The following is a 23,695-nucleotide window of genomic DNA, read 5'->3' on the forward strand; positions in this document are numbered from 1 at the left end:
TCTCTTCGGCTTTCGAGCCGAGGGCGCCACTGCGCTCTTCGCCGGAAGCAGATCCCGTCGCGCCTCCGAGCCGGGGCGATCCCGGCTGCGAGCGCAACTACGCCGAGGCCCGGTTGAGTCTCGGTGAGGAGGCGATCCACACCGCGATGGAGATGAGGACGAGCCCGAGAAGTTCGCCCGGCGTGGGGATCTGACGCAGCATCACCGCGCCCACGACGGCGGAGGTCGCGGGCATGAGAGCCGTGAGCAGGGCGTAGGTCGCGGCGGTGAGCCTGGACATCGCCAGGGCCTCAAGGGTGAAGGGGATCGCCGTCGAAAGCAGGCCGACGAGGACCAGGGAGCCGAGGAGGTGCCACGAAGTGAAGGCGCCGAGGCCTCCGGGTGCGAGGAGGGGCGCGGCGAGCAGGGCGCCGAAGCCCAGGGACATGGACAGATTCGTCACACCCGAACGCCGCGAGGCGATCGCCTGACCGACGACGATGTAACCGGCCCAGGCGGCCGCCGCCGCGAGGATCCAGGCGATCCCGGCACGAATGCCGGGGTCCGACGGATCCACGCCGAAGCCCGAGATCGAGGCGACGCCGGCGAAGGCCATCAGCGCTGCGACCCGCGGCGCCCAGCCCCGCCCTCGCACAACCGCGACGGACACCGGGCCGAGGAATTCGATGGAGACCGCGGCGCCGAGCGGAAGACGGGCGATCGCCTCGTAGAAGGTCGAGTTCATCACGAGGATGAAGAGCCCGAAGACCGCCGAGGCCCCGAGCTCGCGCCAGGTCCAGCGCAAGCGCCAGGGGCGCCGCCAGGCCAGGAGGATCAGGGCTCCGACGAGCACCCGCCACCATGCGACGGAGGCCGGCTCCATGAGGGCGAAGACCGCCACGGCGAAGGCCGCGCCGACGTACTGGAACAGTGCGTCGACGATGATGAGCGCCTGCGCGGGTACCCGGTCGAGGGCCCGGGGGCTCATTCCGCCGTCGGTTCGAAGACGAGCGCCGCCGAGTTCATGCAGTAGCGCATGCCCGTGGGCTGGTCGGGCGCGTCGGGGAAGACGTGGCCCAGGTGCGACCCGCAGTTCGTGCAGCGGACTTCGGTGCGCACCATGCCGTGCGAGGTGTCCTCGACTTCGCTGGTCGAGGCGTTCTTCGCCTGATAGAAGCTCGGCCAGCCGCAGTGGGATTCGAACTTCGTGCTCGCGTCGAAGAGTTCGGCGCCGCAGGCCGCGCAGCGGTAGACGCCTTCGCGGGTCTCCTCGAGGAGTTCGCCGGTGAAGGGGCGTTCGGTTCCGGCCTCGCGCAGGACGTGGTACTGCATGGGGGTGAGGATGCGACGCCAATCGGCGTCGCTCAGTGCGGAGGCGTCCGACAGGCTCGGGAATTCAGTCATGCTTCAATCGTCGCCCGACTGCTTCAGTCCCGCTACTGCTGCCCCCTATGTGGACAGGCGCGCAAGCGCTTGTCCGCGTGCGGTCACTTCCCGCGCTCGTCCTCGGGCCTGATGCCTTTCGCCTCGGCTTCCCGGCGTTTGGCGACGGCTTCGCGTTCGGCGAGGGCCTCTTCGCCGGGCCCGGCGAAGATCCCCGATCGCTCCTCGGCGTCCGGGGAGCCCGAGTAGAGGCGCTCCCCCTTCCCGCCGCTCGTGGTGGTCGTCGGATTCTCCTCGGCGGCTCGGGCGACGGCTTGCGGGAGCTCGGCGGTGAGCTCGTCCGGCGAGGCGGGTGCGCCGGGGGCGCGATCCTTAGCGCGAGCGGAATCCTTCGGCGGGGCGCCGACGATGCGCGCGAGGGTCCCGGCGGTCATGACCTGGGTGGGGACGCTTTCGGCGCGAAGCGGGACCCTGCGCTCGGATCCGGCGAGTTCGCGCATCCTGTCGGCCATGGCACGGCGGCGCGCCCGCTTCGCCTTCCTCCTGGCGGCGACCAGTCGGGCAGCGTGGGTCGCCTCATCCACGGCGGCGTGTCCGGCGAGGGCCTTCGCGGCGTCTTCGAAGGCGCTCGCCCCGTCCTCGTGCATTCCGGTGGACGAGGGATCGCCGGCGATCTTCGTGAGTTCGGCGGCGAGGGCGGCCACCTGCGCCCTCGAAGTGTCGACGGGCACCGCGACCTCCGCCTGGGGCTGGATGCGCGTCGCGGGCCGGGCCCAGGGCTCCTCGGCCACCACCCAGGCGATGATGTGCTCGCGCAGGTAGCAGCGCAGGTCCCACAGGCTGCCCGAGTTCTTCGCGGAGACGAGGATCCTGACCGTCACCGTCGAGGTATCCGATCCGGTCATCTGGACGTTCCACGTCCGGCCGTCCCACAGGTCCGTCGCCTGGAGCAGGGATTCCACCTTCTGACGGATCAGAGCCATCGGCGCGGCCCAGTCGAGACGGATCTCGACGGTGCCGAGTTGGGCCGCGGCCCTGCGCGTCCAGTTCTCGAAGGCCGTCGAGGTGAAATAGGTCGAGGGGATGATGAGCCGCCGTTCGTCCCACAGGCGCACGACGACGTAGGACAGGGTGATCTCCTCGATCGCGCCCGACTCCCCCTTGTCGTTGGCGACGACGACGTCGCCCACCCGGATCGCGTCCGTGAAGGCGAGCTGAATCCCCGCGAAGACGTTCCCCAGGGTCTGCTGCGCGGCGAGACCGGCGATGACCGAGATGAGGCCGGCGGAGGCAAGGAGGGTCGTCATCGCCTGGCGGGCGGCCGCGAAGGTCGAGAGGATCGCGACGACGCCGATGATGATGACGATGAGCTGGACGAGGCGACGCACCACTTGGGCCTGCGTCTCGAAGCGCCTGGCCCTGCCCTGATCCGCTCGGTTCCGCATGCGCGCCGCGTCCTCGAACACCCATGCCGCCGCATAGGCGATCCAGGTGACGGCGCCGATCGCGAGGATGAGGAGGACGTGCGTCGAGGTCGAGACGAGCGTCCCGTTCGACCACTGGCTGAGGTCGGCGCCCTGGAGCATCCATTCGAGTCCGAGCAGGCCGCCCCACATCATGAGGGCGACGTAGAAGGGGGTACGGACCCTCTTGAGGAGCATCGACCCGACCTGTGATCTGCGCAGGATGCTCCGCAGGATCGCCGAGGCGAGGGCGGCGGCGAGGAAGCCGAGGAGGGCTCCGACGGCGACACCGAGAAGGAGTGAGGCGATGTCGATGGCGTCGCTCACTGCGGCCTTAGCGCCCGATTGGGGGCCGTCCCCCTCTTGAGAGACGAGGCGGGCGATTGCGGAAAGGCTCGTGCTCATGCACCCAGCCTAGGGGTCCTTCCCCGACGCTTCCTGCGCGGCGCGCCCCGCTCCTCCCGGCCCTTTTCGGCGGGATTCCACGAGAATCCCCCCGTGTGAGAGGGGTCACCGATTCTCGTTTTGCTTTCACCCCGCGTTATTGCATATGCTCTTCCTCGTCTTCGGACGCCACGGAGGTGGCCGAACAGGCCCCCATCGTCTAGCGGCCTAGGACACCGCCCTTTCACGGCGGCGACACGGGTTCGAATCCCGTTGGGGGTACTCTCCCAGCGCGGAACGCGAAGAGCGTGTCGTCAGTGGAGAAAACTCAATAGGTCTTACACCTGTTGTAAGGCCCCGTAGCGCAGTTGGTTAGCGCGCCGCCCTGTCACGGCGGAGGTCGCGGGTTCAAGTCCCGTCGGGGTCGCCGACCAGACCGGTTGGTCCGGTCATGGCTCTGTAGCTCAGTTGGTAGAGCGTTCGACTGAAAATCGAAAGGTCACCGGATCGACGCCGGTCGGAGCCACCAGAACCCCGAAGCGAATCGCTTCGGGGCTTTTGCGTTCATGCACCGGCGACGCCGCCGCGGCGTTCACATGAGCCTCGACGCAGGACCTGCAAGAATCGGGGTATGAGCGACACGAACGGAAGCTGCGACCCCAAGCCGTGGTGGCGCACGCGCCGAGCGCATTCGGCACCGGGGCCGGGGGGCAGGGTCCTCCTGTACTGCAAGGACCTCACGATCGACTCCCCCCTCACGGGAGCCCACCTCCTCGATCGAGTGACCCTCGGTTTCCGCTCCGGGTCCTTCACCGCGATCCTCGACCCGAGCGGATCGAGAACGCGCGCATTCTTCCTCGCCGCTGCAGGATTGCGCCCGCCCTCGGCCGGGTCGATCGACCTGCGCGCCGCAGGCGGCGGGGACCGTCCCGCATCGGTCGGACTCCTCACAACATCCACCCCGCTCGACGAGAGCCTCTCCGTCAGCGAGAACCTCCTCTCCCCCCTCTCCCTCACGGGCACCTCCGCCCTCGCCGATCACGTGGGGCGGGCGCTCGCCCTCACCTCCTTGGAGGGCCTCGCCGATGCCCGGGCCTGCGAGCTCTCGCCCCTCGATCGCTTCCGGGCCCTGAGCGCGCGCGCCCTCGTTAGCGGCGGCGATCTCATCCTCGTCGAGGACCCCGACCACCTGCCCACGGCGCCGGATCGCCGGGCCGCCCTCGAGCTTCTGCGCTCGCTCGCTCAGCACGGCACGACCGTGATCCTCGCGAGCGCCTCCCCCGAGTCCTGCGCGCTCGCCGAGCGCACGATCCTCTTGACGAACGGGCGCGTGACCTACGACCTGCTCGCCCCCGGCGCCGAGCGCCTCCGGACCATCCTGACCGGCACCGATGAGGATCCGGCGACCCTCCTCGGCCCGATCCCCGCAGCCGTTCCGCCCGCCGCGCCGCATCCCGCCGTCGAGGACGCGCCCGGCACCGGATCCTCAGAGGCCGAAGAGGATCCCTCGGAGGCCTTCAGGGTCTCGTGGATCCCCATCCGTCGTGCCCAGGAGGCCGAAGCGGATCATGCGGCCGCCGAGGCCCCCGCTGCCAGGCTCGCAGATCCGGCCGAGCTCGAGAACGGAACCGAGGACGAGGGCGAAGCCGGGCACGAGGGCGGGACCGAGACCGCAGCCGCAGCGCAATCCTCGATTGAACCCCTCGGTGTTGCAGCGATTGAAATCCACTCGGCGCCCCCCTCCCCCGCTCCCGCTGAACCGGTGCCGCACCCGACCGAGGCGGTGCCGGGCCCGACCGAAGCGGCGCCGGGCCCCGCCCTCGACGCCCCCGCACCGCGCGAACGCAGGCGCATCGAAGAACCCGACCCGATCACCGCCGCGATACGCGCGCTCGTCGCTGACCAGCAGGACGATCGCCCCCGCGCTCGGCACGCGCACCTCCCGCTCCCCGCTTCAACGCCCGCGCCCCCGACCCTCGAACAGGCCGAGGTCATCGACCGGGCGAGGAAGATCCTCGAGGACCTGCCCGGTCCGGTCATTCCCGACTGATCCCTCCCCAAGGCCGCCGCAGCAGCGTCCCGAGCAGGCCGAGGCGACTGCGCCGCAGCCCCGAACGTGAGAAACTGGGCGTCAGCCCGACAACACCGTGAAGTCGACCAGGAAGCGAGTGCCGCTGATGACGACGCCGAACGAACCGCTTGGAAACCCGGGGCCGGCACCGGCCCAGAAGCGCCCCGCGTCGATGGGTGAACTCTTCGCAACCCTGTCTTCGCAGGTGACGACGCTTGTGAACGGAGAGATCGAGCTCAACAAGGTCAAGGCGAGGAATTTCATCAAGAAGGCCGGCGCGGGCGGCGCCCTCCTCGCGGCCGCAGCCGTCTTCGCCCTTTACCTTCTCGGCTGGGTCTTCCACTCGATCGAACTCGCGATCGCCGTCGCCCTGCCCGCATGGGCCGCTTCCCTCATCACAGCCGGTATCCTTCTGCTCATCGTTGTGATCCTCGCCGCGGTCGGCGCAGCACTGCTCAACAAGAGCAAGACCTCCGTCCCCGACCCGAAGGCCGGGATCAGCGAGAGCATCGACGCCCTCAAGAAAGGCCTGGGCAAGTGAGCGAAACGACCGAAGCGAAGACGCGCACCGAGGCTGAGATCATCGCCGAACTCGAACGCACGCGCGCCGAGATGACGGCGACCGTCGACGAGCTCTTCGGCCGTGTTCAGCCCGAACAGCTGCTCGAACAGGCCAAGGCGACCGCGAAGGCGAAGGCGGAGGAGGTCAGGAGCCTCATCGCCATGACCGCTCAGGACGCCCGCGAAGGCGACCCCGAAGCCCTCAAGAAGGTGGGATACGTCATCGCCGGAGCCGCGGCGCTCACCGCCCTCGTCGTTCTTCGCATCGTTCGCGGAAGGCGCTGAGCCCGAATCTCCCTCAGCTTCCTCACCGGCTCCGCGGCGCGACCCGGAGCACACGCGCCCCTGCCCGGATGAGGACCTTCCCTTTGTGCGGTTATGATGAACCCACGACACATTCTGATCATCCAGGGAACCGCCTTGAGCGGACCCGAACTACGCGGAGGGGGTCGACGCCATGGGGCGCGGCCGTCAAAAGGCCAAGCAGACGAAAGTCGCTCGCAAGCTGAAGTATTTCAGTCCTGATACCGATCTCGATGCCCTGCAGCGGGAGCTCGCATCGTCTGAACACCACTCGTACGACGAGTACGAGGCCGAGGACGACGAGACGGCCGAGGACGACGACCTCTACTCCAAGTACGCGGATTTCGCGCAGGAGGGGGACGCCACCCCCGAGCTCGACGAGGACTTCTGGGTCAACCCTTCGAAGAAGTGACCCGGGGGCTCCCCTTCGCATGAGCGCGGCCCGCAGATTCTTCACGTGCTGATTCACGCGTTCATCCGCGCTTTCGCTCGCCCTCCTCCGGGCGCCCCTGCGCACCCGCTCCCCGAGTCGGCCTCGGGCAGATCCGGGTTCAGTCGGGCCGTTCCCCTATGGCGGGCGCTCCTCCCGTACCGCTAGCGTCGAGTCATGCGGAAAAGGCTTCTCGTCGCGTTCTCCTCGCTCCTCGCCCTCGTCCTCGTCGGCCTCATGGCCATCGCTTGGGGGTTCGGGCCGCGCCTCGGCATCGCGTTAACCGGACGCCCCTTCTTCCTCCTTCCGCCAAGCCCGGAACGCTATGCCGAGACCATCCTCGAGGTCGCCGACCACCAGGCGATTCACGCCGATTCTGACGAATATCTCGCCGCCCGCGAGCGCGCCCTCGCAGTCGCGAAAGATGCCTCCTCGACCGCTGAGGTTCACGACGCCCTTGAGGCGGCCCTCGAGGCCGCGGGCGGGAAGCACTCAGGAATCCTCAACGCGGCCGAGCGCGAGGAATGGGCGCAGTCGGATCCCGCTCCCTCCCCCGGGGTGACGGTCTTAGGGGCCATCGCGATCGCGACCGTCCCGGCCTTCGACGGCTTCGCCTCCGATGGGCGTCTGTACGCCGAGACCCTCGGGCGCGGCCTCGATTCCGCTCTGTCGGGTCCCGCGACCTGCGCGGTCGTCGATCTGCGGGGCAATGGCGGCGGCGACATGGGCCCGATGCTCGCGGGCGTCTCCCCGCTCCTCCCCGACGGAACCGCTCTCGAGTTCGAGTCGGCGCACGGGACGACCCCTGTGACGATCACCGGATCGGCAGTCGCCGGCGGAGGCACACCGACGAGCGTCGATGGCGTCCGCAAGCACCTCGTCCCCACCGCGATTCTCATCAACGCGGGCACGGGGAGCTCCGGCGAGGCGACCGCGATCGCATTCAAGGGCGTGGAGGGCACCCGCTTCTTCGGGAGGCCGACCGCGGGCTACGCCTCGGCGAACATCGCCTTCGAGATGCCCGACGGGGCGCTCGTCATGGTGACCTCGGCGAACGACAAGGATCGGAACAGCGTCGTCTACGGCGACAATCCGCTTATCCCGGACGAGCAGACCGATGACGCCCTCGAAGCCGCGAAGGCGTGGCTCACCGCCGAGCACGGCTGCGAGGAGGGACGCCGATAGCTCATATCCTTGCGCAACACCGCCACTTGATAAAGTTTAGGACCTTATCCTTGAACAACGAGAGGATCCGATCAAGGATAGAGCCCAGGAAAGAAGCAGACGGAGGTGTGCAGGTGGCGGGTTGGGACGAGCGCATCTGGGAATCCTCGATCTTTGAGGGCCTCCCACGCCGTGAGCGTCATTCCGGACCGTATCGCTCGTACGTCCCGGATTCCTTAACGACGACCTCCCTCCTCCTTCCTCCCGACGTCGACGCCCTCGTGTCATCCGCCGAGAGAGCCGTGAGAAATTCTGCCGACAGCCGCGACCTCAAGGGCATCGCACGTTTCCTCCTCCGTTCCGAAGCAATCGCCTCGTCGCGCATTGAGGGCGTCGCCCCCTCGACGAAGCAAGTGGCCTTCGCGGAACTCGAAACGGCGGAAGGGCGAGGATCCCTCGGAGCAAGTGAACAAGCCCAACTCGTCGCTCGGAACATGACGGTCGTCGAGCGAGCCCGAGCGGAGCTCAGCGCCTCGGACACGATCACTCTCGACCAGGTCGTCGTCCTCCAAGAAGCGCTCGTCGCCGACACTGCGACCGCGTGCGGAGTGCGTACAGTCCAGAACTGGATCGGCGGTTCCTCCTACCATCCCCTCGGAGCCGATTTCGTTCCACCCGCCCCCCAACGACTCAATACCTCGCTCGACGACCTCGTGACTTACATGAACGGGGCCGCCCACTCGCCCATCGTCCAAGCCGCACTCGTCCACGCCCAGTTCGAGACCCTTCACCCCTTTGCGGATGGCAATGGCCGTGTCGGTCGAGCCCTCATCCACACGGTGCTCACGAGACGCGGGCTCACCACGCGTGCGATCCTCCCGATCAGTCAGGTCCTCTCGACACTGCGCCAGGATTATGTGAGGGCGCTCGACGCCTACCGCTATACCGGCGCACCGAATGGAGATGAATTCCACGCCGCTCGCACCGAGTGGATCGCATTCTTCGCGCAGGCGATCATCATCGCAGCAGAACAGGTGGAACGCACGAAAAGAGAGCTCGATGCGATCCGCACCGACTGGGATGAACAGCTCGCCCTCTGGCGAACCGAGACCGGCCACCAGCGTGCTCTTCGCTCAACATCGGCGACTGCGAGGATCCTTCAGGACCTTCCCTCGACACCGGTCCTCACAACCGCGTCGGCGAGTCGGATCTACGAAGTGACGACGCAGGCCGCCAATCAAGGACTCCACATGCTTGAAGGCGCGGGAATCCTCTCAGCGACATCCCGAAAAGGCCAGGCGATCTACTTCGCGCCGCGGGTCCTCGACCTCGTCGATCTGTCGGTGCGGCGACTCGCGAGCACACGCTTCGACACGCGGATAAGCGCGCCCGGACGGGGCGTCCCCGCAGTCCCACAGTGAGCGAGGCGGAGGAACTGCCCGCGAAACACTCACGGGCGCGGTGACAGCCGTGCCCTCCGAAACGAGGACGACGGCCAGGCCACAGGCCCTCACGCCGTCCGATAGGACCCGCGCAGGCGCACAGCGCCGGCGGTCACACCCTTCGTCCCCGAGATCGTCCGCCCCTCGAAATCCGAGGAGGGCTCGACCGCGCCCGGCATCGACACCTCGCCCAGGACCCACGCCTCGACCCCGGCCCCGCGGATCAGGCGCAGCGCCTCATCGGCGCAATCGCGGCCCACGACGCCGACCATGCCGACGCCGAGATTGAGGGAGTCCTCCATGCCCTCCCAACTCACCTCGCCGCCCCGGCGGACCCAGTCGAACACCGGCGGGACGATCCAGGACCCGCGATCGACCTCGGCGAGCGCGCCGAGCGGGAGGACGCGCGAGAGGTTCGCGCCCAGCCCCCCGCCCGTGACATGCGAGAAGGCGTGCACGCCGCTCGCGCCCTCGCCCGCACCGAGGGCCTCGACGAGGTCGAGGCACAGGCGCGCGTACAGGCGGGTCGGCTCGAGGAGCTCCTCGCCGAGAGTCCGGCCGAACTCCTCGACGCGCCCCTCAAGAGAAGCGCCCGTGCGCGCGACGACCGAGCGGACCAGGGAGTAGCCATTGGAATGGAGGCCTGAGGATGCCATCGCGATGAGGACGTCGCCTTCAGCGACCCGCTCGGGCCCGAGGCGCTCGGCGGCGTCGACGACACCGGTCGCCGCACCCGCGATGTCGTAGTCGTCGGGCGCCATGAGGCCCGGATGCTCGGCGGTCTCCCCGCCCACAAGAGGCGTCCCCGCCTGCTCGCAGGCCCTGGCGATCCCGGTGACGATCTTGGCGATCCGCTCGGGGACGACGCGACCGCAGGCGATGTAGTCCGTCATGAGCACCGGGCGGGCGCCGATGACGACGATGTCGTCGACGACCATGCCGACGAGGTCCTGCCCGATCGTGTCGTGGATGTCGAGGGCTCGGGCGATCGCGATCTTCGTGCCCACCCCGTCCGTCGATGTCGCGAGCAGGGGCTGCTTCATCCCGAGCAGGGCCGAGGCGTCGACCATCCCCGCGAAGCCGCCGGTCGCACCGAGGACCGTCCGGTCATGGGTCCGCGACACGGCGTCCTTCATGAGTTCGACGGCACGGTCTCCCGCTGCGGTGTCGACTCCGGCGGATGCGTAGTCGAGAGGGGCGGTGTCGCTCATTGCTGCTCCTAGATTCTCCGGGGTGGGGCTTTTGAAGGTGGACGGTGGGACATGCGCCGATGCGTGTTGAGGACGGGCCTTCGCAGGCGACGAGGGCGATGCACCCGGCTAGCAGGTAGCGGCGCCGGGGGTGCCGGGGATCGGCGTGCCCTTGGGGATCTGCTCCGGATAGTCGCCGTTGAAGCAGCCGAGGCACAGGCTCGTCCCCTGACGGGTCGCCCGGACCATTCCCTCCATCGACAGGTACGACAGGGAGTCCGCCCCGATCGAGGCGCGCACCCCGTCAACGTCCATCGCGGAGGCGATGAGCTCCGCCCTCGTCGGGAAATCGATCCCGAAGAAGCACGGCCAGGCGACCGGCGGGGAGGAGATCTTCACGTGCACCTCGGCCGCCCCGGCCTCCCTGAGCATCTTGACGAGGGCGCGCTGCGTGTTCCCCCTCACGATCGAGTCATCGATGACGATGAGGCGCTTGCCCGCGATCACCTCGCGCAGGGGGTTGAGCTTGAGGCGGATGCCGAGCTGGCGCAGCGACTGGGTCGGTTGGATGAAGGTCCGCCCGACGTAGGCGTTCTTCACGAGGCCCTGCGCGAAGGGGATCCCGGAGGCCTCGGCGTAGCCGATGGCGGCGGGCGTGCCCGACTCGGGGGTGGGGATCACGAGGTCGGCATCGACCGGCGCCTCCCGGGCGAGGATCGCGCCCATCTCGCGCCTGGCGGCCACGATCTGCCGGTCGCCGATCACCGTGTCCGGGCGGGCGAGGTACACGTACTCGAAGACGCAGGTGTTCGAGCGCCTCACCGCGAAGTGACGCGAGTGGACCCCGGTGGAGTCGATGGCGACGAGCTCGCCCGGCTCGATCTCGCGGACGAAGGTCGCGCCGCACAGGTCGAGTGCGGCGGTCTCAGAGGCCAGCACCCACCCCGAGTAGAGGCGGCCCAGGACGAGGGGCCGATATCCGTGCGGGTCGCGCGCCCCGTACAAAGTGTTCTCGTCCATGAAGACCAGAGAGAAGGCGCCCTTGAGGCGCGGGAGGACCTTGAGGGCGGGGGCGACGAGGCCGGCGGGCTCGGCCTCCGCGCTGGTCGTGGATCGCGCGCCGGTCGCGGATTCGCACTCGGCATCCGGAGCGGATGCGGCATCGCCCCCTCCGATGGGATCGGCGAGGGCGATGGCGGGCGGGATGAAGGGGACGGGTCCGGGGATCCGGTCGGCGAGGCCCAGCAGGGCCGTCACGACGGAGGTGTCCGTGGAGGCGCCCCTCTCGACGTCGTCGCCCTCGTCCGCGATCGAATGGGCGAGGTCGCGCAGCTCCGCCGTATTCGTGAGGTTCCCGTTGTGGCACAGTGCGAGCGTCCCCGTCGGCGTCGGCCCGAGGGTCGGCTGGGCGTTCCTCCAGGTGTCGGCGCCCGTCGTCGCGTAGCGGACGTGCCCGAGGGCGAGATGCCCCTTGAGGCCGCGGAGCGTCTGCTCGGAGAAGACCTGGTTGACGAGGCCCTGATCCTTGTAGACGAGGATCTGCTCCCCGTTCGAGGTCGCGATGCCGGCGGATTGCTGCCCGCGATGCTGAAGGGCGTAGAGGGAGAAGTAGGTGAGCCGGGAGACGTCCTCGCCGGGCGCCCACACCCCGAATACGCCGCAGTGGTCGCGGGGGCGATCGTCCTCGAAGATCTCTCGGTCGGTCAGTGTCTGGTCCATGTTCACGGAATCAGAGAGCACGAGGACACTGTCTCACACGAGGGCGAGACGGCGCCACGAGCGACCATTCCCGGTCATGGCGCCCATGTGAAGCGCAGGCTGCGCGACTCAACATCGGCGCGTTCGAGGACGACTCCCGCCTCCTCGCCGAGGGGCAGACGAGCGCCCGGCACGCGTGCGACCAGGGCTCCGGTCACCGCGGGCTCGGAGATGAGCACCTTGCCGCGATCGAAGTCCTCATCACCGTCCCTGCGTTCGACGATCACCCCGCGGAAGATCTCGCCCTCGTGACCGAGGAGGAGCTTCGCGCTGACGGCCCCGATCGCGGCCCTCTCCGCCGCGGAGGCGAGATGCGCGCCCTCGGCCATGAAGCCGGGCAGCTCCGGGAGGGAGTCGAGGACCCAGCCGGGGACCGGGCGCCCGGACTCGTGGGCGATGCAGATCTCCGAGGCCCAGCGGTCGACCAGGCGGCGCAGCGGCGCGGTCACATGCGCGTACTCGGCGGCGATGGCGGCGTGCTGGGCGGCCGGATCGCCGGGGCCCGGGAAGACGTCGGCACCGGCGGGGCTCCGCCTGCACGTCGCCTTCGCAAGGGCGGATCCTGCGCGGGAGGGGTCGACGAAGACCTGGTATTCGGCTCCGCGGTACAGGCTCATCGCCTGGGCGAGGAAGGCCGTGTGCGCGGGGATCGCGGGGGCGAGGGCGGGCACGAGCTGCGCGTAGGGCATGTCCTCGGGCCAGTCGACTCCGAGGAGTCTCGCGACGCCGTGCAGACGCTCAAGAGCCTGATGGGAGGCGGGCGGCGCGGTCCTGAGCACCGCGATCCCGGCCTCGCGCATGATCGAGGCCGCGCACATCCCCGTCAGGAGCGAGATCTGGGCGTTCCACTCCTCAACCGGGGTGCTCTTCCGATAGCTGAGTTCGTAGTGCGTCGACCCGTCCGCATCGATTTCGCGCGTGATCTCCTGCTCGGGACTCGGCGAGGAGACGCCGCCGCGCGCGGTCTCGAGGGCCCGCCGCAAACGGCCGATCTCCTCGAGCAGCTCCACGAGGCCTTCGGGGGCATCCGGCAGGGGACGGCCCGAGGTTCGCGCCGCTTCGACCTGGTCGTACGACAGCTTCGCCCTCGAGCGCACGAGTGCGCGACGCACCGTCGCGTTCACCACCTCGCCGCGCGCGTCGAGCAGGATCTCCCACACACAGGCGGGCGCGACTCCGCCCGGCAGGAGGGAGGCCGCTCCCTCTGAGAGGGCGAGCGGATGAAGCGGCGTCGAGCGGTCGGGCATGTAAATCGTCGTGGCGCGCCGACGCACTTCGAGGTCGAGCGGCGAATCGGCCGGCACGAAGGTCGCGAGCGAGGCGATGGCGTAGAGCACCCGGTAATGAGCGCCGTCCGGGCGGTGCTCCTCGAGGCGGCTCAGGCGCACCGCCTGGTCCAGATCACGTGAGGACTCCGGGTCGATCGTCACGAAGGGGACGTCAGTCGCATCCCATCGGGGAAGGGCCTCGGGAACGAGGGCGGCCCACGCGCGATCGATCGCCTCCGCGGCTCCCGCGAGGGGGCGGAGCCCGGACACGGCCTCGTCACCCGCGAGAACCGGTTGCACCCGGGACAGGAAGTCCTTCCATTCGGCGACCGCCGCATCCGCTTGGCGGTCGATCTCATCGGGGAAGGCCGAGGGGACGGCCAGTTCAGCGCGGATCGCGTCGAGAACCGGGATCAAGGAAGAATCTTCCACCCGCAGCCGCATCCGATGGAGCACAACCATGAGGCCAGTCTCCACCACCCCGAGCCGAAGTGCCACAATGAGAGGGCCCGCGCCGAAGGGACGGCGCTCGACCCTCGAAGGAACGCCTCATGCCCACTCCCGTTCTCAGCGTCGTGTGCTGGGTCTTCGCCCTCTTCGCCACGCTCTTCGGGATCCTCTCCTTCGGCCGGGGCATCGCGCAGCTGTGGCGGGCCGTGTCGGCGGGCGCCCCGGAGCCCGCCCGCCTCACTCCCGTCCCCAAGCGCCTGGGAATGATGCTCCTCGCAGTCCTCAGCCACCGCGAGTTCAAGGGCCGCCCCTGGATCAGGTTCGCCCACTGGTTCGTCATGGTCTCCTTCCCGCTGCTCTTCCTCACCCTTGTCACGGGGTACGGCCAGCTGAGGGACCCCCGTTTCACCCTTCCCCTCCTCGGGCGCTTCCTCCCCTGGGAGTGGCTCAGCGAGCTCTTCGCCTGGGCCGGTCTCCTCGGAATCGTGCTCCTCATGATCGTCAGGACCCGCGCGGGCTCGGGCTCCCTCGCGGAGGCCGCCGTCTCCTCCGACGATCCCGTCGAGACCCCGCCCGCCGCGAGCCCCCGCCCGCGCGACGGCTCCCCGGCCGGCCTCGCCTCCCGCTTCCTCGGGTCGACCCGCTGGCAGGCGCGCTTCGTCGAATGGGTGATCCTCCTGGTCTGCGCCTGCGTCCTCGGCCTGCGCGGCCTCGAATACGCCCTTGTCACAAGCGCCCCCTCGCCCGCCCCCCTCCCGGAGCTCTGGCACTTCCCGCTCACCGCGTGGATCGGCGCCCTCGTCCTCGCCGCCGGGGCGCAGGCGAGCGCGGTCGCGAACGCGATCGTCCTCCTCTCGACGCTGAAGATCATCGTCTCGATGACATGGATGATGGTGGTCGGCGTCCTCACCTCGATGGGCGTCGCCTGGCACCGCTTCCTCGCCCTCGTCAACGTGTACGCGCGCCGGGACCCCGAAGGCGGCAAGTCCCTCGGCCCCGCGGACCGCATGCTCATCGGCGGCGCGCCCGTCACCTCGCCCGACGTGTTCGACGACCTCCCCGAGGACGCGGTCCTCGGCACCGCGACGGCCGCCGACCTGACCTGGAAGGCCCGCCTCGACCTCTACTCGTGCACCGAATGCGGCCGCTGCCAGGAGCTGTGCCCCGCGTGGAACACCGGCAAGCCCCTGTCCCCCAAGCTCCTCGTCATGTCGATGCGCGACCACATGGAATCGGCGTCGAAGAAGGAGATCGTCGCCCAGCAGATCGTGGACGCGCAGGTCCCGGGTGAGCGCACCGCCGAGGAGCTCGCGGCCTCCGGCGAGGTCATGCTCGACAAGGGCGTGGACCCGAACCCGCACTCCCTCGACCTGCTCGCGGTCCTGTCGGCCTCCGGGGCGACCGGCCCTCAGGGCGTCGCCGACGTCGAGGCCCCCCTCGTTCCCGATGTCGTCTCCGAAGAGGTCCTCTGGGACTGCACGATGTGCGGCGCCTGCGTCGACCAGTGCCCGGTCGACATCGAGCACATCGACCACATCCTCGACCTGCGCCGCCAGCGCGTCCTCATGGAAGCGGCCTTCCCGCGCGAACTCGGGCGCGCCTTCCGCGGCATGGAGTCCAAACAGAACCCCTACAACCAGCCGGCGCGCAAGCGCCTCGACTGGGCGAAGGACCTCGATTTCGAGGTGCCCGTGGTCGGCGAGGACCTGGAGAGCGCCGCCGAGGTCGATTACCTGTTCTGGGTCGGGTGCGCCGGGGCCTTCGACGACAAGGCGAAGCAGACGAGCGCCGCGATCGCCGAACTGCTCCACACGGCGGGGGTGTCCTTCGCCGTCCTCGGTTCGGGCGAGACCTGCACGGGCGACCCCGCCAGGCGCGCGGGCAACGAGGTCCTCTTCCAGATGCTCGCCGCCGAGGCGATCTCGACCTTGACGGAGGCGGCGCCCAAGAGGATCGTCGTCTCCTGCGCGCATTGCTTCAACACGATCGCGGGCGAGTATCCCGAGCTCGGCGGCCGTTTCGAGGTCGTCCATCACACGCAGTTGCTCAATCGCCTCGTGCGCGAGGGGCGGCTGACGCCGGTGGCGCCCGCCTCCCCTGAGGACCGGGATGCGGCGGGGCGCCCGCTGCACGTCACCTATCACGACGCCTGCTACCTCGGTCGGCACAACCGCGTGTACGAGCCGCCGCGCGAGCTCGTGTCGGCTCTGCCGGGCGTCGAGCTGGTCGAGATGCCGCGCAATCGCGATCGGGCGATGTGCTGCGGCGCGGGAGGCGCTCACGCCTGGTTCGAGGAGTCGCGCGGCACCCGGATCGCCGATGCCCGCATCGCCGAGGCGGCGATGACGGGCGCGGATGTCGTGGCCACGGCCTGCCCCTTCTGCTCGCAGATGCTCGGTTCGGCCTCGGGGTCCTCGGCCGGTTTCCTGCCGGCGGTTCCCGCGGGCGCCACGGGCGACGAGGGCGGGACCGCGGCTTTGCCCGAGGTCAAGGATGTCGCGGTGATGCTCCTCGAGTCCGTGCGTCGCGGCGCGGGAGGCGAAGCGCGGGGTTGAGCTTCGGCAGGCGCGACGGCATGCGCGCGCCCGTCACCGGCTCACCCGGCTCTCGCCCGGTCGGGGAGCCCTTCAGGCCATGCGCGCCCGGAAGGCCCTGCGCATGGCGCGACGGACCTGCTCGCGCGTGTCGATCATCGGCGCCCACCAGCGGTTCCACGCACGGACACCGATGAGCCCGCCGATCCAGCCGACGACGCCCGAGACGATCGCGCCGATCAGGGTGGCGGAACCCGCTGCGATGAGGAGCGCCCCGACAGCGGCGAAGAGAATCGCACCGAGCGCCCGGATGCCCCTCACGGCGCGAACGGAGTGCTTCTTCGCCAGGATCGATGCCGCAACGGTCGCCGCTGAGCAGAAGGCGAGCCCCAGGATCATCACCGGCACCGCGCCGACCGCGAAGGAGCCGACGGCCACGGAGGCGATCCACGCCGTCCACATCGAGATGAGAAGAGCGAATCCCTCATGACGGTATCCGCGCCTGGCCAGGACGCTCCACGCCGCGAAGACCATGAGAATCGCGCCGAAGGGCGAGAGCAGCCCGAGAACGATGTTCGCCGAAGTTAAGAGCGGGCCCGACGCCGCCGACAGGAGGGTCGTCACCCCCGGAAGCGCGAAGGCCCCCGAGACATTCGCGGCGAAGAGGGAGAGCACGGCACCGCCGATGAGAGTCGCGGCACAGGCCCCGGTGCTGATGCGGCCCTGCGGGAGGACCACCGTGACGAAGTCATCGCCCCCATCATGGGCCCGGGGAGGCAAGCCCCCTTCGGCCGCTCCCCGATCAGCCGGGCCTTCGGCGCGCTCGAATCTGGGGCGGGGCGACTGCGGGAATCGGGGCATGGCCGAATCCGACGGGGTCGTCGAAGAAGCGTAGGCGCGCTCACCGCGTTGATCGGCGCTCGCCTCATCCTCGAAGACGAGTTCGACTTCTCGGGGTTCGGGCGCGGGCTTGATGTTCACCTCAGGCTCCTTCCAACTGTCCTCCCATTCCAGTCGGCAGAGCTGGAAGGACGCTGGACGCGAGCTGTGGGCGGACTTGCGAAGCGGCGACTATTCGATCACGGCCTCGTCATCGAGGGCGACGAGGAAGCCGTCCTCATCGATGACGGAGCCACCGACCGCGCCGATGATGATGCCGGCCGCGCGTTCGATGTCGCGCGCGGAGCGCACGCGCTCCAGCCGCCGCGCCCGCGAGACCGGAGCGGGCGCGCCCATGCCCTCCTGCGGAATCCACTTGAGCTGATACTCGATGATGACGCCCGTCGTCCACGCCTCCCAGCGCAGGACCTGCGGAGGCGTCGGCACGGGCTGGACCTCGATGATGAGCTCGGATCGATTCGCGATGGGGACGAGCAGCGCGTAGCCGGAGACGACCTGCGCCGCCTTCGCCTCGCGGGCGGCGCGTCTGGCGCGTTCGATCTTCGTCGCGACATCCGTGCGGGAAGCCGAGGCGCCCTCGGCCGCTCCGGTGCTGCGCGTCTCGGCGACGGCGACGGGCACATCGCGCGAATCGACGATGTTCGGGAAATCCGTGCGGAGGACCTCGACGAGCTCGGCGGGCTCGAGCCACCTCGAGGTGTAGATCGCCAGGGACACCGCAGAATCCGGATCGGGCTGGATCACGCGGCCCGAGTCGGCGATGCGCAGCGCTCCGCCCAATCGGCGGGCGATCCGTTTGAGGGCGAGGAGGACCCGGTATTCGAGGCCGACGGGAAGGCCCTCGGGGAAATAGGGGGCCCACTCGTCGACTCGCGCGAGCTCGGCGGGAACGGGCTTGCGCTTTGCGGTCGGGCAGCGCAGGATCCAGGCCTTCGTCATCGACGAGGGCGTGCGCAATGCCTGACGAGTCGGCGCGTCGATCGTCCAGGGCCCTTCGAGGCGCGCCCCTGCGAGCAGGTGCAGGCGCCCGGCTCCCGCCCAGCAGGCCCCGTCCCAGATCGACAGGGCGAGGGCCTCGATTTCCGCGGGATCGACCTCGTCGGGCAGGAGGAGGAGGTGATGCGAGTCGGCGTCCTGCCGGGAGATCACCCCCGCAGGCCCGGTCGTAGCGATCGGCGCCGAGATCGGCGCGAAGGCGTCGGTGCGGCTCACACCCGTTTCGGAGACGGTGAAGGCCGTCGAGTAGTCGGAGATCGAGGTGAGCGCGGCGAGCGAGGTCGAGGTGAGATCCGACGGATCCCCCGCGGTCGGCGACGCGAGGTCCGTCACGCGGGAGGGGGCCTGCGCCATCCGATCGCGCATGGACGTTCGTCGCGGCGCGCCCGGCAAAGTCGTGCCGGGCGCTTGCGTTCCGGGGTTCTCCTCGGGTCGGTCCTTCATGGATTCAGCGTTCGATCCTGGTCCTGGAGAAGCGCAGATGGGTGCGCGAGGGGGTCGGTCCGCGCTGCCCCTGGTAGTGGGATCCGAGGGCCTGGGAGCCGTAGGGGCGCTCCGCGGGCGAGGAGAGGTCGAAGAAGCAGAGCTGCCCGACCTTCATCCCCGGGTAGAGGAGGATCGGCATCGTCGCCGTGTTCGACAGTTCGAGGGTGACGTGCCCGGAGAAGCCGGGGTCGATGAAGCCCGCCGTCGAGTGCGTGAGCAGGCCGAGGCGCCCGAGCGAGGACTTGCCTTCGAGGCGGGCGGCGATGTCGTCCCCGAGGGTCACCATCTCGTAGGTGGCGCCCAGGACGAACTCGCCCGGATGGAGGACGAAGGGCTCGTCCGGACCGACATCCACCTGGTGCGTGAGTTCGGACTGATCGGCCGAGGGGTCGATCACCGAGTAGCGGTGGTTGTCGAAGAGGCGGAAGAGCCTGTCAAGACGGACGTCGATGCTCGCGGGCTGGATGAGATCCCGGTCGAGCGGGTCGAGCCGGATCCGGCCGGAGTCGAGCCCGGCTCGGATGTCGCGATCGGAGAGCAGCATAGGGCGATTGTCCCACAAGCCCGGGCTTCGGGTGCGGTCCTGGACCCTCTCGACCATCGGCCCCCGCGCCATCGGCGCTTGCGATCCGCTCGGGGAGCGCCCGGGCCGCACTGCCCGGGATTCGCGATCCGATTAGGCTGTGCGCGTGAACGACTCCCCCGCGTCCGTCTTGCCCGACCCCGACGAGCTTCGCGGGGCGCTCGTCCGCTGGTTCCGGACGAATCGGAGGGACCTGCCGATGCGGGCCGAGGGCGTGAGCCCCTGGGGGACGCTGGTGGGCGAGGTGATGAGCCAGCAGACCCCGATGCCGCGCGTCCAGCCCTTCTGGCAGCGCTGGATGGAGCTGTGGCCGACTCCGCAGGACCTCGCCGCCGCGAGCCCGGCCGAGGTCCTCGTCGAGTGGGGCACCCTCGGCTACCCGTCGCGGGCGCTGCGCCTGCGCGAATGCGCGATCGCGATCGCGGGCCGACCCGGCGGACGAGTGCCCGCCGACTACGAGGAGCTCTGCTCGCTTCCGGGCATCGGGCCGTACACGGCCTCGGCGCTCGTCTCCTTCCAGTTCCACGGCCGCATCGCCGTGCTCGATACGAACATCCGCAGGGTCCTCCTGCGCGTCTTCACCGGCGAGGAGCGCCCCGCCTCCTCATCGCCGTCGAAGGCGGAGCGGTCCCTCGCCGATTCGCTCCTCCCCGAGGACGGGGCCGAATGCGCGCAGTGGAACGTCGCGGTCATGGAGTTCGGCGCCCTCGTCTGCACCCAGAAGAGTCCGGCCTGCGCGGACTGCCCGATCGCGGAGCGTTGCGCATGGACGAGGGCGGGGCGACCGCCTTCGGCCTCGAAGCTTCGGACGCAGGCGTGGAAGGGGACCGACCGTCAGGCCAGGGGCCGCGTCCTCGCCCTCCTGCGCGAGCGCCACGCCCTCGGCGACCCCTCCCGCACGGCGATCACGCGAACGCGAGCCCTGGAGGCGGCGCGACTGCCGGGCGCCGATCCCGAGCAGGCGCCGCGCGTCCTCGACGCGCTCCTCGCTGACGGACTCGTCGTCGAGGGCGAGGCCGGGCTGATCCGCCTGCCCGGCGCATAGCGGGACGGCCGCGGACGGCGAAGGCCCTCCGGTGCCGGGCTTTCAGTAGCGGATCGCGTCGATGGGTTTGACTTTCACGGCTGCGACGGCCGGGATGATGCCGCACAGGGCGCCGATCCCGGTCGCGATCCCCACGCCGTCGACCGCCGCTTTCATGGGGAACGCCGGGCGGTCTTGGAGGAGGAGCCCCAGGGTCTCCAGCGGGAGAGTGCGGACGATGACGATCGCGATCCCCACGCCGATGACGCCCGCCACGAAAGTCGCGACGACCGATTCCATGAAGACCGAGAAGAAGACCCTCTTCGCCGAGGCCCCCATCGCGCGGCGGATCCCGATCTCCCGGATCCGCTGACGGACGGTGACGATCGCAACGTTCAGCAGGCCCATGGCGCCCAGGAGGATCACGATCCCGCCGGTCACCATGATGATCTTCCTGATCGCGCCGAATTCGGATTCGCCGCCGTCCCAGTCGTCGCCCCCGTAGACCTTGCCCTTCCAGCCCTTCCCGAGGACCGAGGCGAGGGCCTTCGGCAGGGCTTCCCGGGCCTGCTCGACCTTGTCGGGCCCGACCCACACGATCATCTCGGTCTGCCCGGAGCCCGACCCCATCATGGACCCGTTCGAGAAGGGGCCGGACTGGGAGCCGACGGAATAGGTCGCGACCTTCGTGTAGCGCCAGGCGGTGTAGTCGACGTAGAACTCCGGGGAGGCCCACGGGGTCTTCGCCTTGACGACGCCCACGACCCGGAAGGACACGCTCCCGTCCTTCGAATGCAGGACGATCGGGTCTTCGATCGGCGATTGGCCGAGGTAGTCCCAGAGCACGGAGTTGATGACGACGGGAACGACCCTGAGGTCGGCGTCCCCCGGGGCGATCCAGCGGCCCTGCGCGGGTTCGAGCCTGAAAATCGTCGCGTACGCGGGATCGACGGCCTTGATCTGGGCGCTGCGCTCGACCAGCATGGGATCGCGGATGATCGCGGGCCTTCCCCTGAAGCTCCCGGTCTGCTCGATCTGCGTGAGCTCTTCGATCTCGATGGACGAGGATTCGGATCGCGACCAATACGGGATGTCGAAGCGCTCGGCGACGGTCGTCATGGCGTCGCCCATCCGATCGGGGGGCAGCCCCTGGGCGTCGAGCCCCTGGCCGCCGCCCGTCGCCGAAGCCTCCGACCCGGCCCCGGGAGCCCGGCTCGATGCGCTGGGGTCGAGAGCGACCCCGGCAGTCGATCCTTCCTCTCCCCCCGACTGGTAGGCGTTGATGCGGAGCGTGACGGCGCGCCCGTTGCCGGCCTCCACCATCTCCTTGTTCGCCTGGACGGTGAGCTCGCCCAGGGCGATCACCGTCGACAGGGCCGCGACGGCCGCGACCACGCCGACGAGGGAGAGGATGACGCGGGACTTCGCGACCTTCACCTCGCCCCAGGCCTCGACCAGGGAGGACACGATGCTCGTGATCGCGTTCATGCGACCACCTCCTCGCCCTCGGCATCGGGTGCGGCGTCGGAGTCGGGGGTGAGGTGGGCGCGCGGATCGGCGACCTCGTGGAGGACCCCCTCGGACAGCGAGAGGACCCGGTGGGCCCGCGCCGCCACGTTGAGGTCGTGGGTGATGACGATGAGGGCCGCGTCGTTCTCGGAGGCGACGGTCTCCAGCAGGCTCATGACGGAGCTCCCCGTCTCCGGGTCGAGCGCACCGGTCGGTTCGTCGGCGAGGATGACGCTCGGCCTGCGCACGAGGGCGCGCGCGATGGCGATGCGCTGCTGCTCGCCGCCCGACATCTCAGTCGGGTAGGAGTCGAGTCGATCGCCGAGGCCGACGCGCTCGAGCATGTCCGCCGCGAGTCCCCTGCGCTTCCAGAAGGGCGCGCCCGAGGTGTAGAGCATCGGCACTTCCACGTTCTCGAGGGCGGTCCGGGTGTTGAAGATGTTGAACTGCTGGAACACGAAGCCGAAGGTGTCGCCGCGCAGGCGCGAACGCTGCCCCTCTCCCAGGGCTTTCACGTCCTGCCCCTTGATCGTGTAGCGGCCCTCGTTGGGCAGGTCGAGGAGCCCGATGATGTTGAGCATGGTCGACTTGCCGGTTCCGGAGCGCCCGACGATGGAGATGTGATCGCCCGGGTCGACCTCGAGATCCACGCCGCGCAGGATCCGCAGATCCGAGCCGTCGGGGAGCTCGACCGTTCGGGTCACCCCCTGAAGATGGATGAGCGCCATTTCAGGCGGCCCCTTCCATCACTGCCACTGCGCCGCCCATGTCCATCGACTCGGACCCCTTCTCCTCGGAGGCGGAGTTCGGGATGAATTCGAGAACCTCGTCGCTCTCGGTCAGGCCCTCCTTGACCTCGACGATCTTCCCGTCGGTGAGTCCCAGCTTCACGGGCTTCTTCGTCGGCTTGCCCCCGTCCGGGTTCGGGACGTAGACGAAGCCGGATTCGAAACGGCCCTCGACCGCGCTGATCGGCAGGGTGAGGACGCCCGTCGCCGATCCGGCCACGACGTCCATCGTGACCTGAAGGCCCGGGAACACCTTCTGCTCGGCGGGGATCGGGCAGACCGCGCGGATGCCGCCGGAATTCGCGGCGTCGCCGGAGGACGAGGGGGCGGCGGGTGAGGCCTGGGCGTTCGCGGAGGCCTTCGGCGTTTCGATCCTCAGCCCCGTGCAGGTGAAGGGCGCGGGTCCGTTCGTGATCGTGATGGTCGCCTGCTCGGGGGCGTTCTGAATGCGGTAGAGCTGGTCGGCGTTGAGGGTGGCGAAGGCGGAATAGCTCGGGGGCTGAATCGTCGCGATCGCATCCCCGATCGCGAACTGCTGGCCGAGCAGGGCGTTGAGGTGCAGCGTTCCCGAGGCCGTCGCGAACACGGTCGTGTACTGGTAGCTCGGTGCCGCGGGGGCCGCCGTCGCATTGCCCTCCGCGTCGGTCGCCACCACCGGGTCGGGCGCGATCTCCTTGCGGACTTCGAGGATCGGCGCACCCGTTTCGATCGCGGTCCCATCGGCGGCGGCGATGAAGGTGACGACGCCCTCGCCCGTCGATTTCACGGTCGTCGCCGGATCGGCTTCGATGGTGCCCTTCGCGCTCACGGTGTTCGTGATGTCGGAGACGGTCGGCAGGATCGTCATCTGGCCGTAGTCGCCGCCCGGGTTGAGGGACTGACCCTCATCGGCGTTGTTGACGGCCGGGAAGAATGCGAATTTCACGAGGGCGATCGCGATGACCGCGAGGATCACCGTCTTGACGATCGCGAGGATCCGACCCGCACGCGGGGAAGTGGCCATGTTCGCCCCTTTGTCTCGGCTGCACG

20 protein-coding genes and 3 tRNA genes are annotated in these 23,695 nt (G+C 69.4%); 11 read left to right on the top strand and 12 right to left on the bottom strand.

What is annotated here, in order from left to right; all coding sequences use genetic code 11:
* Window positions 1–97: 97 nt before the first annotated feature.
* From ACQY7V_RS02495 to ACQY7V_RS02505, 3 genes are all read right to left on the bottom strand, one after another.
* Window positions 98–967, bottom strand: a complete 870-nt coding sequence (locus ACQY7V_RS02495; protein WP_428638739.1) for an EamA family transporter — start codon at window positions 965–967, stop codon at window positions 98–100.
* Window positions 964–1,383, bottom strand: coding sequence for a peptide-methionine (R)-S-oxide reductase MsrB (msrB, locus tag ACQY7V_RS02500; RefSeq protein ID WP_154475918.1), 420 nt, complete (start codon window positions 1,381–1,383; stop codon window positions 964–966). Before msrB ends, ACQY7V_RS02495 begins: the two co-directional genes overlap by 4 nt.
* An 83-nt stretch (window positions 1,384–1,466) precedes the next feature.
* On the bottom strand, window positions 1,467–3,230 hold the full coding sequence (locus tag ACQY7V_RS02505) for a mechanosensitive ion channel family protein (protein ID WP_428638742.1): 1,764 nt from the start codon (window positions 3,228–3,230) through the stop codon (window positions 1,467–1,469).
* A gap of 188 nt (window positions 3,231–3,418) precedes the next feature.
* Here ACQY7V_RS02505 and ACQY7V_RS02510 point away from each other — a divergent pair.
* The 9 genes from ACQY7V_RS02510 (at window position 3,419) to ACQY7V_RS02550 (ending at window position 9,159) form a co-directional block, all read left to right on the top strand.
* Window positions 3,419–3,491 (top strand) — tRNA-Glu (locus ACQY7V_RS02510).
* A gap of 71 nt (window positions 3,492–3,562) precedes the next feature.
* Window positions 3,563–3,636: transfer RNA gene (locus ACQY7V_RS02515), tRNA-Asp, on the top strand.
* A 26-nt stretch (window positions 3,637–3,662) separates the two neighbouring features.
* A tRNA-Phe gene (locus tag ACQY7V_RS02520) sits at window positions 3,663–3,738 on the top strand.
* A gap of 102 nt (window positions 3,739–3,840) precedes the next feature.
* Window positions 3,841–5,259 carry a hypothetical protein gene (locus ACQY7V_RS02525; RefSeq protein ID WP_428638744.1) on the top strand — a complete coding sequence of 473 codons (1,419 nt, stop codon included), beginning with the start codon at window positions 3,841–3,843 and terminating at the stop codon, window positions 5,257–5,259.
* A gap of 127 nt (window positions 5,260–5,386) precedes the next feature.
* Window positions 5,387–5,821, top strand: a complete 435-nt coding sequence (locus ACQY7V_RS02530) for a phage holin family protein (protein ID WP_428638746.1) — start codon at window positions 5,387–5,389, stop codon at window positions 5,819–5,821.
* A complete protein-coding gene (locus ACQY7V_RS02535) occupies window positions 5,818–6,126 on the top strand; it encodes a DUF3618 domain-containing protein (protein ID WP_235361857.1) in 309 nt (102 codons plus the stop codon). Before ACQY7V_RS02530 ends, ACQY7V_RS02535 begins: the two co-directional genes overlap by 4 nt.
* A gap of 172 nt (window positions 6,127–6,298) precedes the next feature.
* Window positions 6,299–6,556, top strand: a complete 258-nt coding sequence (locus tag ACQY7V_RS02540; protein WP_184454129.1) for a DUF3073 domain-containing protein — start codon at window positions 6,299–6,301, stop codon at window positions 6,554–6,556.
* A 195-nt stretch (window positions 6,557–6,751) separates the two neighbouring features.
* Window positions 6,752–7,759 (top strand): S41 family peptidase, encoded by a 1,008-nt coding sequence (locus tag ACQY7V_RS02545; RefSeq protein ID WP_428638749.1) that lies wholly within the window; start codon window positions 6,752–6,754, stop codon window positions 7,757–7,759.
* A 473-nt stretch (window positions 7,760–8,232) separates the two neighbouring features.
* Window positions 8,233–9,159 carry a Fic family protein gene (locus tag ACQY7V_RS02550; protein WP_428638751.1) on the top strand — a complete coding sequence of 309 codons (927 nt, stop codon included), beginning with the start codon at window positions 8,233–8,235 and terminating at the stop codon, window positions 9,157–9,159.
* An 89-nt stretch (window positions 9,160–9,248) separates the two neighbouring features.
* On the opposite strand, the gene purM is transcribed toward ACQY7V_RS02550, so the two are convergent.
* The 3 genes from purM to ACQY7V_RS02565 all read right to left on the bottom strand — a co-directional run bounded on the left by purM (window position 9,249) and on the right by ACQY7V_RS02565 (window position 13,828).
* Entirely contained in the window at window positions 9,249–10,391 is a 1,143-nt protein-coding gene (purM, locus tag ACQY7V_RS02555) for a phosphoribosylformylglycinamidine cyclo-ligase (protein ID WP_428638753.1), read from the bottom strand.
* A gap of 108 nt (window positions 10,392–10,499) precedes the next feature.
* Entirely contained in the window at window positions 10,500–12,089 is a 1,590-nt protein-coding gene (gene purF / locus ACQY7V_RS02560) for an amidophosphoribosyltransferase (RefSeq protein ID WP_428638774.1), read from the bottom strand.
* Window positions 12,090–12,163: 74 nt separating this feature from the next.
* Window positions 12,164–13,828: an RNB domain-containing ribonuclease gene (locus tag ACQY7V_RS02565; protein ID WP_428638755.1), complete on the bottom strand. Its 1,665-nt coding sequence runs from the start codon at window positions 13,826–13,828 to the stop codon at window positions 12,164–12,166.
* Window positions 13,829–13,947: 119 nt separating this feature from the next.
* Between ACQY7V_RS02565 and ACQY7V_RS02570 the strand changes: the two genes are divergently transcribed.
* Window positions 13,948–16,401: a (Fe-S)-binding protein gene (locus tag ACQY7V_RS02570; protein WP_428638757.1), complete on the top strand. Its 2,454-nt coding sequence runs from the start codon at window positions 13,948–13,950 to the stop codon at window positions 16,399–16,401.
* Window positions 16,402–16,473: 72 nt separating this feature from the next.
* Here the strand turns inward: ACQY7V_RS02570 and ACQY7V_RS02575 are convergent, their stop codons facing one another.
* From ACQY7V_RS02575 to dcd, 3 genes are all read right to left on the bottom strand, one after another.
* A complete protein-coding gene (locus ACQY7V_RS02575) occupies window positions 16,474–17,361 on the bottom strand; it encodes a hypothetical protein (RefSeq protein WP_428638759.1) in 888 nt (295 codons plus the stop codon).
* Window positions 17,362–17,451: 90 nt separating this feature from the next.
* Window positions 17,452–18,720: a PRTRC system protein E gene (locus ACQY7V_RS02580; RefSeq protein ID WP_235361850.1), complete on the bottom strand. Its 1,269-nt coding sequence runs from the start codon at window positions 18,718–18,720 to the stop codon at window positions 17,452–17,454.
* A 4-nt stretch (window positions 18,721–18,724) separates the two neighbouring features.
* Entirely contained in the window at window positions 18,725–19,306 is a 582-nt protein-coding gene (gene dcd / locus ACQY7V_RS02585) for a dCTP deaminase (protein WP_154475888.1), read from the bottom strand.
* 238 nt (window positions 19,307–19,544) lie between these two features.
* Here dcd and ACQY7V_RS02590 point away from each other — a divergent pair, with 238 nt between their 5' ends.
* A complete protein-coding gene (locus tag ACQY7V_RS02590; protein WP_428638775.1) occupies window positions 19,545–20,390 on the top strand; it encodes an A/G-specific adenine glycosylase in 846 nt (281 codons plus the stop codon).
* 42 nt (window positions 20,391–20,432) lie between these two features.
* On the opposite strand, the gene ACQY7V_RS02595 is transcribed toward ACQY7V_RS02590, so the two are convergent.
* Genes ACQY7V_RS02595 through ACQY7V_RS02605 form a run of 3 tightly spaced genes read right to left on the bottom strand, consistent with a single transcriptional unit; the run spans window position 20,433 to window position 23,669 of the window.
* Window positions 20,433–21,857 carry an ABC transporter permease gene (locus ACQY7V_RS02595; RefSeq protein WP_428638761.1) on the bottom strand — a complete coding sequence of 475 codons (1,425 nt, stop codon included), beginning with the start codon at window positions 21,855–21,857 and terminating at the stop codon, window positions 20,433–20,435.
* On the bottom strand, window positions 21,854–22,606 hold the full coding sequence (locus ACQY7V_RS02600) for an ABC transporter ATP-binding protein (RefSeq protein WP_154475884.1): 753 nt from the start codon (window positions 22,604–22,606) through the stop codon (window positions 21,854–21,856). The genes ACQY7V_RS02595 and ACQY7V_RS02600 overlap by 4 nt, the downstream gene beginning before the upstream one ends.
* 1 nt (window position 22,607) lies before the next feature.
* On the bottom strand, window positions 22,608–23,669 hold the full coding sequence (locus tag ACQY7V_RS02605) for an efflux RND transporter periplasmic adaptor subunit (protein WP_428638763.1): 1,062 nt from the start codon (window positions 23,667–23,669) through the stop codon (window positions 22,608–22,610).
* Between the last annotated feature and the right edge of the window lie 26 nt (window positions 23,670–23,695).

Origin of the sequence: Schaalia sp. (genome assembly GCF_050312375.1) — a bacterium.
Lineage (GTDB): Bacteria > Actinomycetota > Actinomycetes > Actinomycetales > Actinomycetaceae > Pauljensenia > Pauljensenia hyovaginalis.

What these genes read in the sequence shown, in the direction of transcription:
- dcd (WP_154475888.1), bottom strand. Translation starts at nt 19,306, where the DNA reads ATGCTGCTCTCCGATCGCGACATCCGAGCCGGGCTCGACTCCGGCCGG.
- purF (WP_428638774.1), bottom strand. Translation starts at nt 12,089, where the DNA reads ATGGACCAGACACTGACCGACCGAGAGATCTTCGAGGACGATCGCCCC.
- ACQY7V_RS02595 (WP_428638761.1), bottom strand. Translation starts at nt 21,857, where the DNA reads ATGAACGCGATCACGAGCATCGTGTCCTCCCTGGTCGAGGCCTGGGGC.
- ACQY7V_RS02530 (WP_428638746.1), top strand. Translation starts at nt 5,387, where the DNA reads ATGACGACGCCGAACGAACCGCTTGGAAACCCGGGGCCGGCACCGGCC.
- ACQY7V_RS02545 (WP_428638749.1), top strand. Translation starts at nt 6,752, where the DNA reads ATGCGGAAAAGGCTTCTCGTCGCGTTCTCCTCGCTCCTCGCCCTCGTC.
- ACQY7V_RS02505 (WP_428638742.1), bottom strand. Translation starts at nt 3,230, where the DNA reads ATGAGCACGAGCCTTTCCGCAATCGCCCGCCTCGTCTCTCAAGAGGGG.
- ACQY7V_RS02600 (WP_154475884.1), bottom strand. Translation starts at nt 22,606, where the DNA reads ATGGCGCTCATCCATCTTCAGGGGGTGACCCGAACGGTCGAGCTCCCC.
- ACQY7V_RS02570 (WP_428638757.1), top strand. Translation starts at nt 13,948, where the DNA reads ATGCCCACTCCCGTTCTCAGCGTCGTGTGCTGGGTCTTCGCCCTCTTC.
- ACQY7V_RS02590 (WP_428638775.1), top strand. Translation starts at nt 19,545, where the DNA reads ATGCGGGCCGAGGGCGTGAGCCCCTGGGGGACGCTGGTGGGCGAGGTG.
- ACQY7V_RS02525 (WP_428638744.1), top strand. Translation starts at nt 3,841, where the DNA reads ATGAGCGACACGAACGGAAGCTGCGACCCCAAGCCGTGGTGGCGCACG.
- ACQY7V_RS02495 (WP_428638739.1), bottom strand. Translation starts at nt 967, where the DNA reads ATGAGCCCCCGGGCCCTCGACCGGGTACCCGCGCAGGCGCTCATCATC.
- ACQY7V_RS02550 (WP_428638751.1), top strand. Translation starts at nt 8,233, where the DNA reads ATGACGGTCGTCGAGCGAGCCCGAGCGGAGCTCAGCGCCTCGGACACG.
- msrB (WP_154475918.1), bottom strand. Translation starts at nt 1,383, where the DNA reads ATGACTGAATTCCCGAGCCTGTCGGACGCCTCCGCACTGAGCGACGCC.
- purM (WP_428638753.1), bottom strand. Translation starts at nt 10,391, where the DNA reads ATGAGCGACACCGCCCCTCTCGACTACGCATCCGCCGGAGTCGACACC.
- ACQY7V_RS02605 (WP_428638763.1), bottom strand. Translation starts at nt 23,669, where the DNA reads ATGGCCACTTCCCCGCGTGCGGGTCGGATCCTCGCGATCGTCAAGACG.
- ACQY7V_RS02580 (WP_235361850.1), bottom strand. Translation starts at nt 18,720, where the DNA reads ATGAAGGACCGACCCGAGGAGAACCCCGGAACGCAAGCGCCCGGCACG.
- ACQY7V_RS02540 (WP_184454129.1), top strand. Translation starts at nt 6,299, where the DNA reads ATGGGGCGCGGCCGTCAAAAGGCCAAGCAGACGAAAGTCGCTCGCAAG.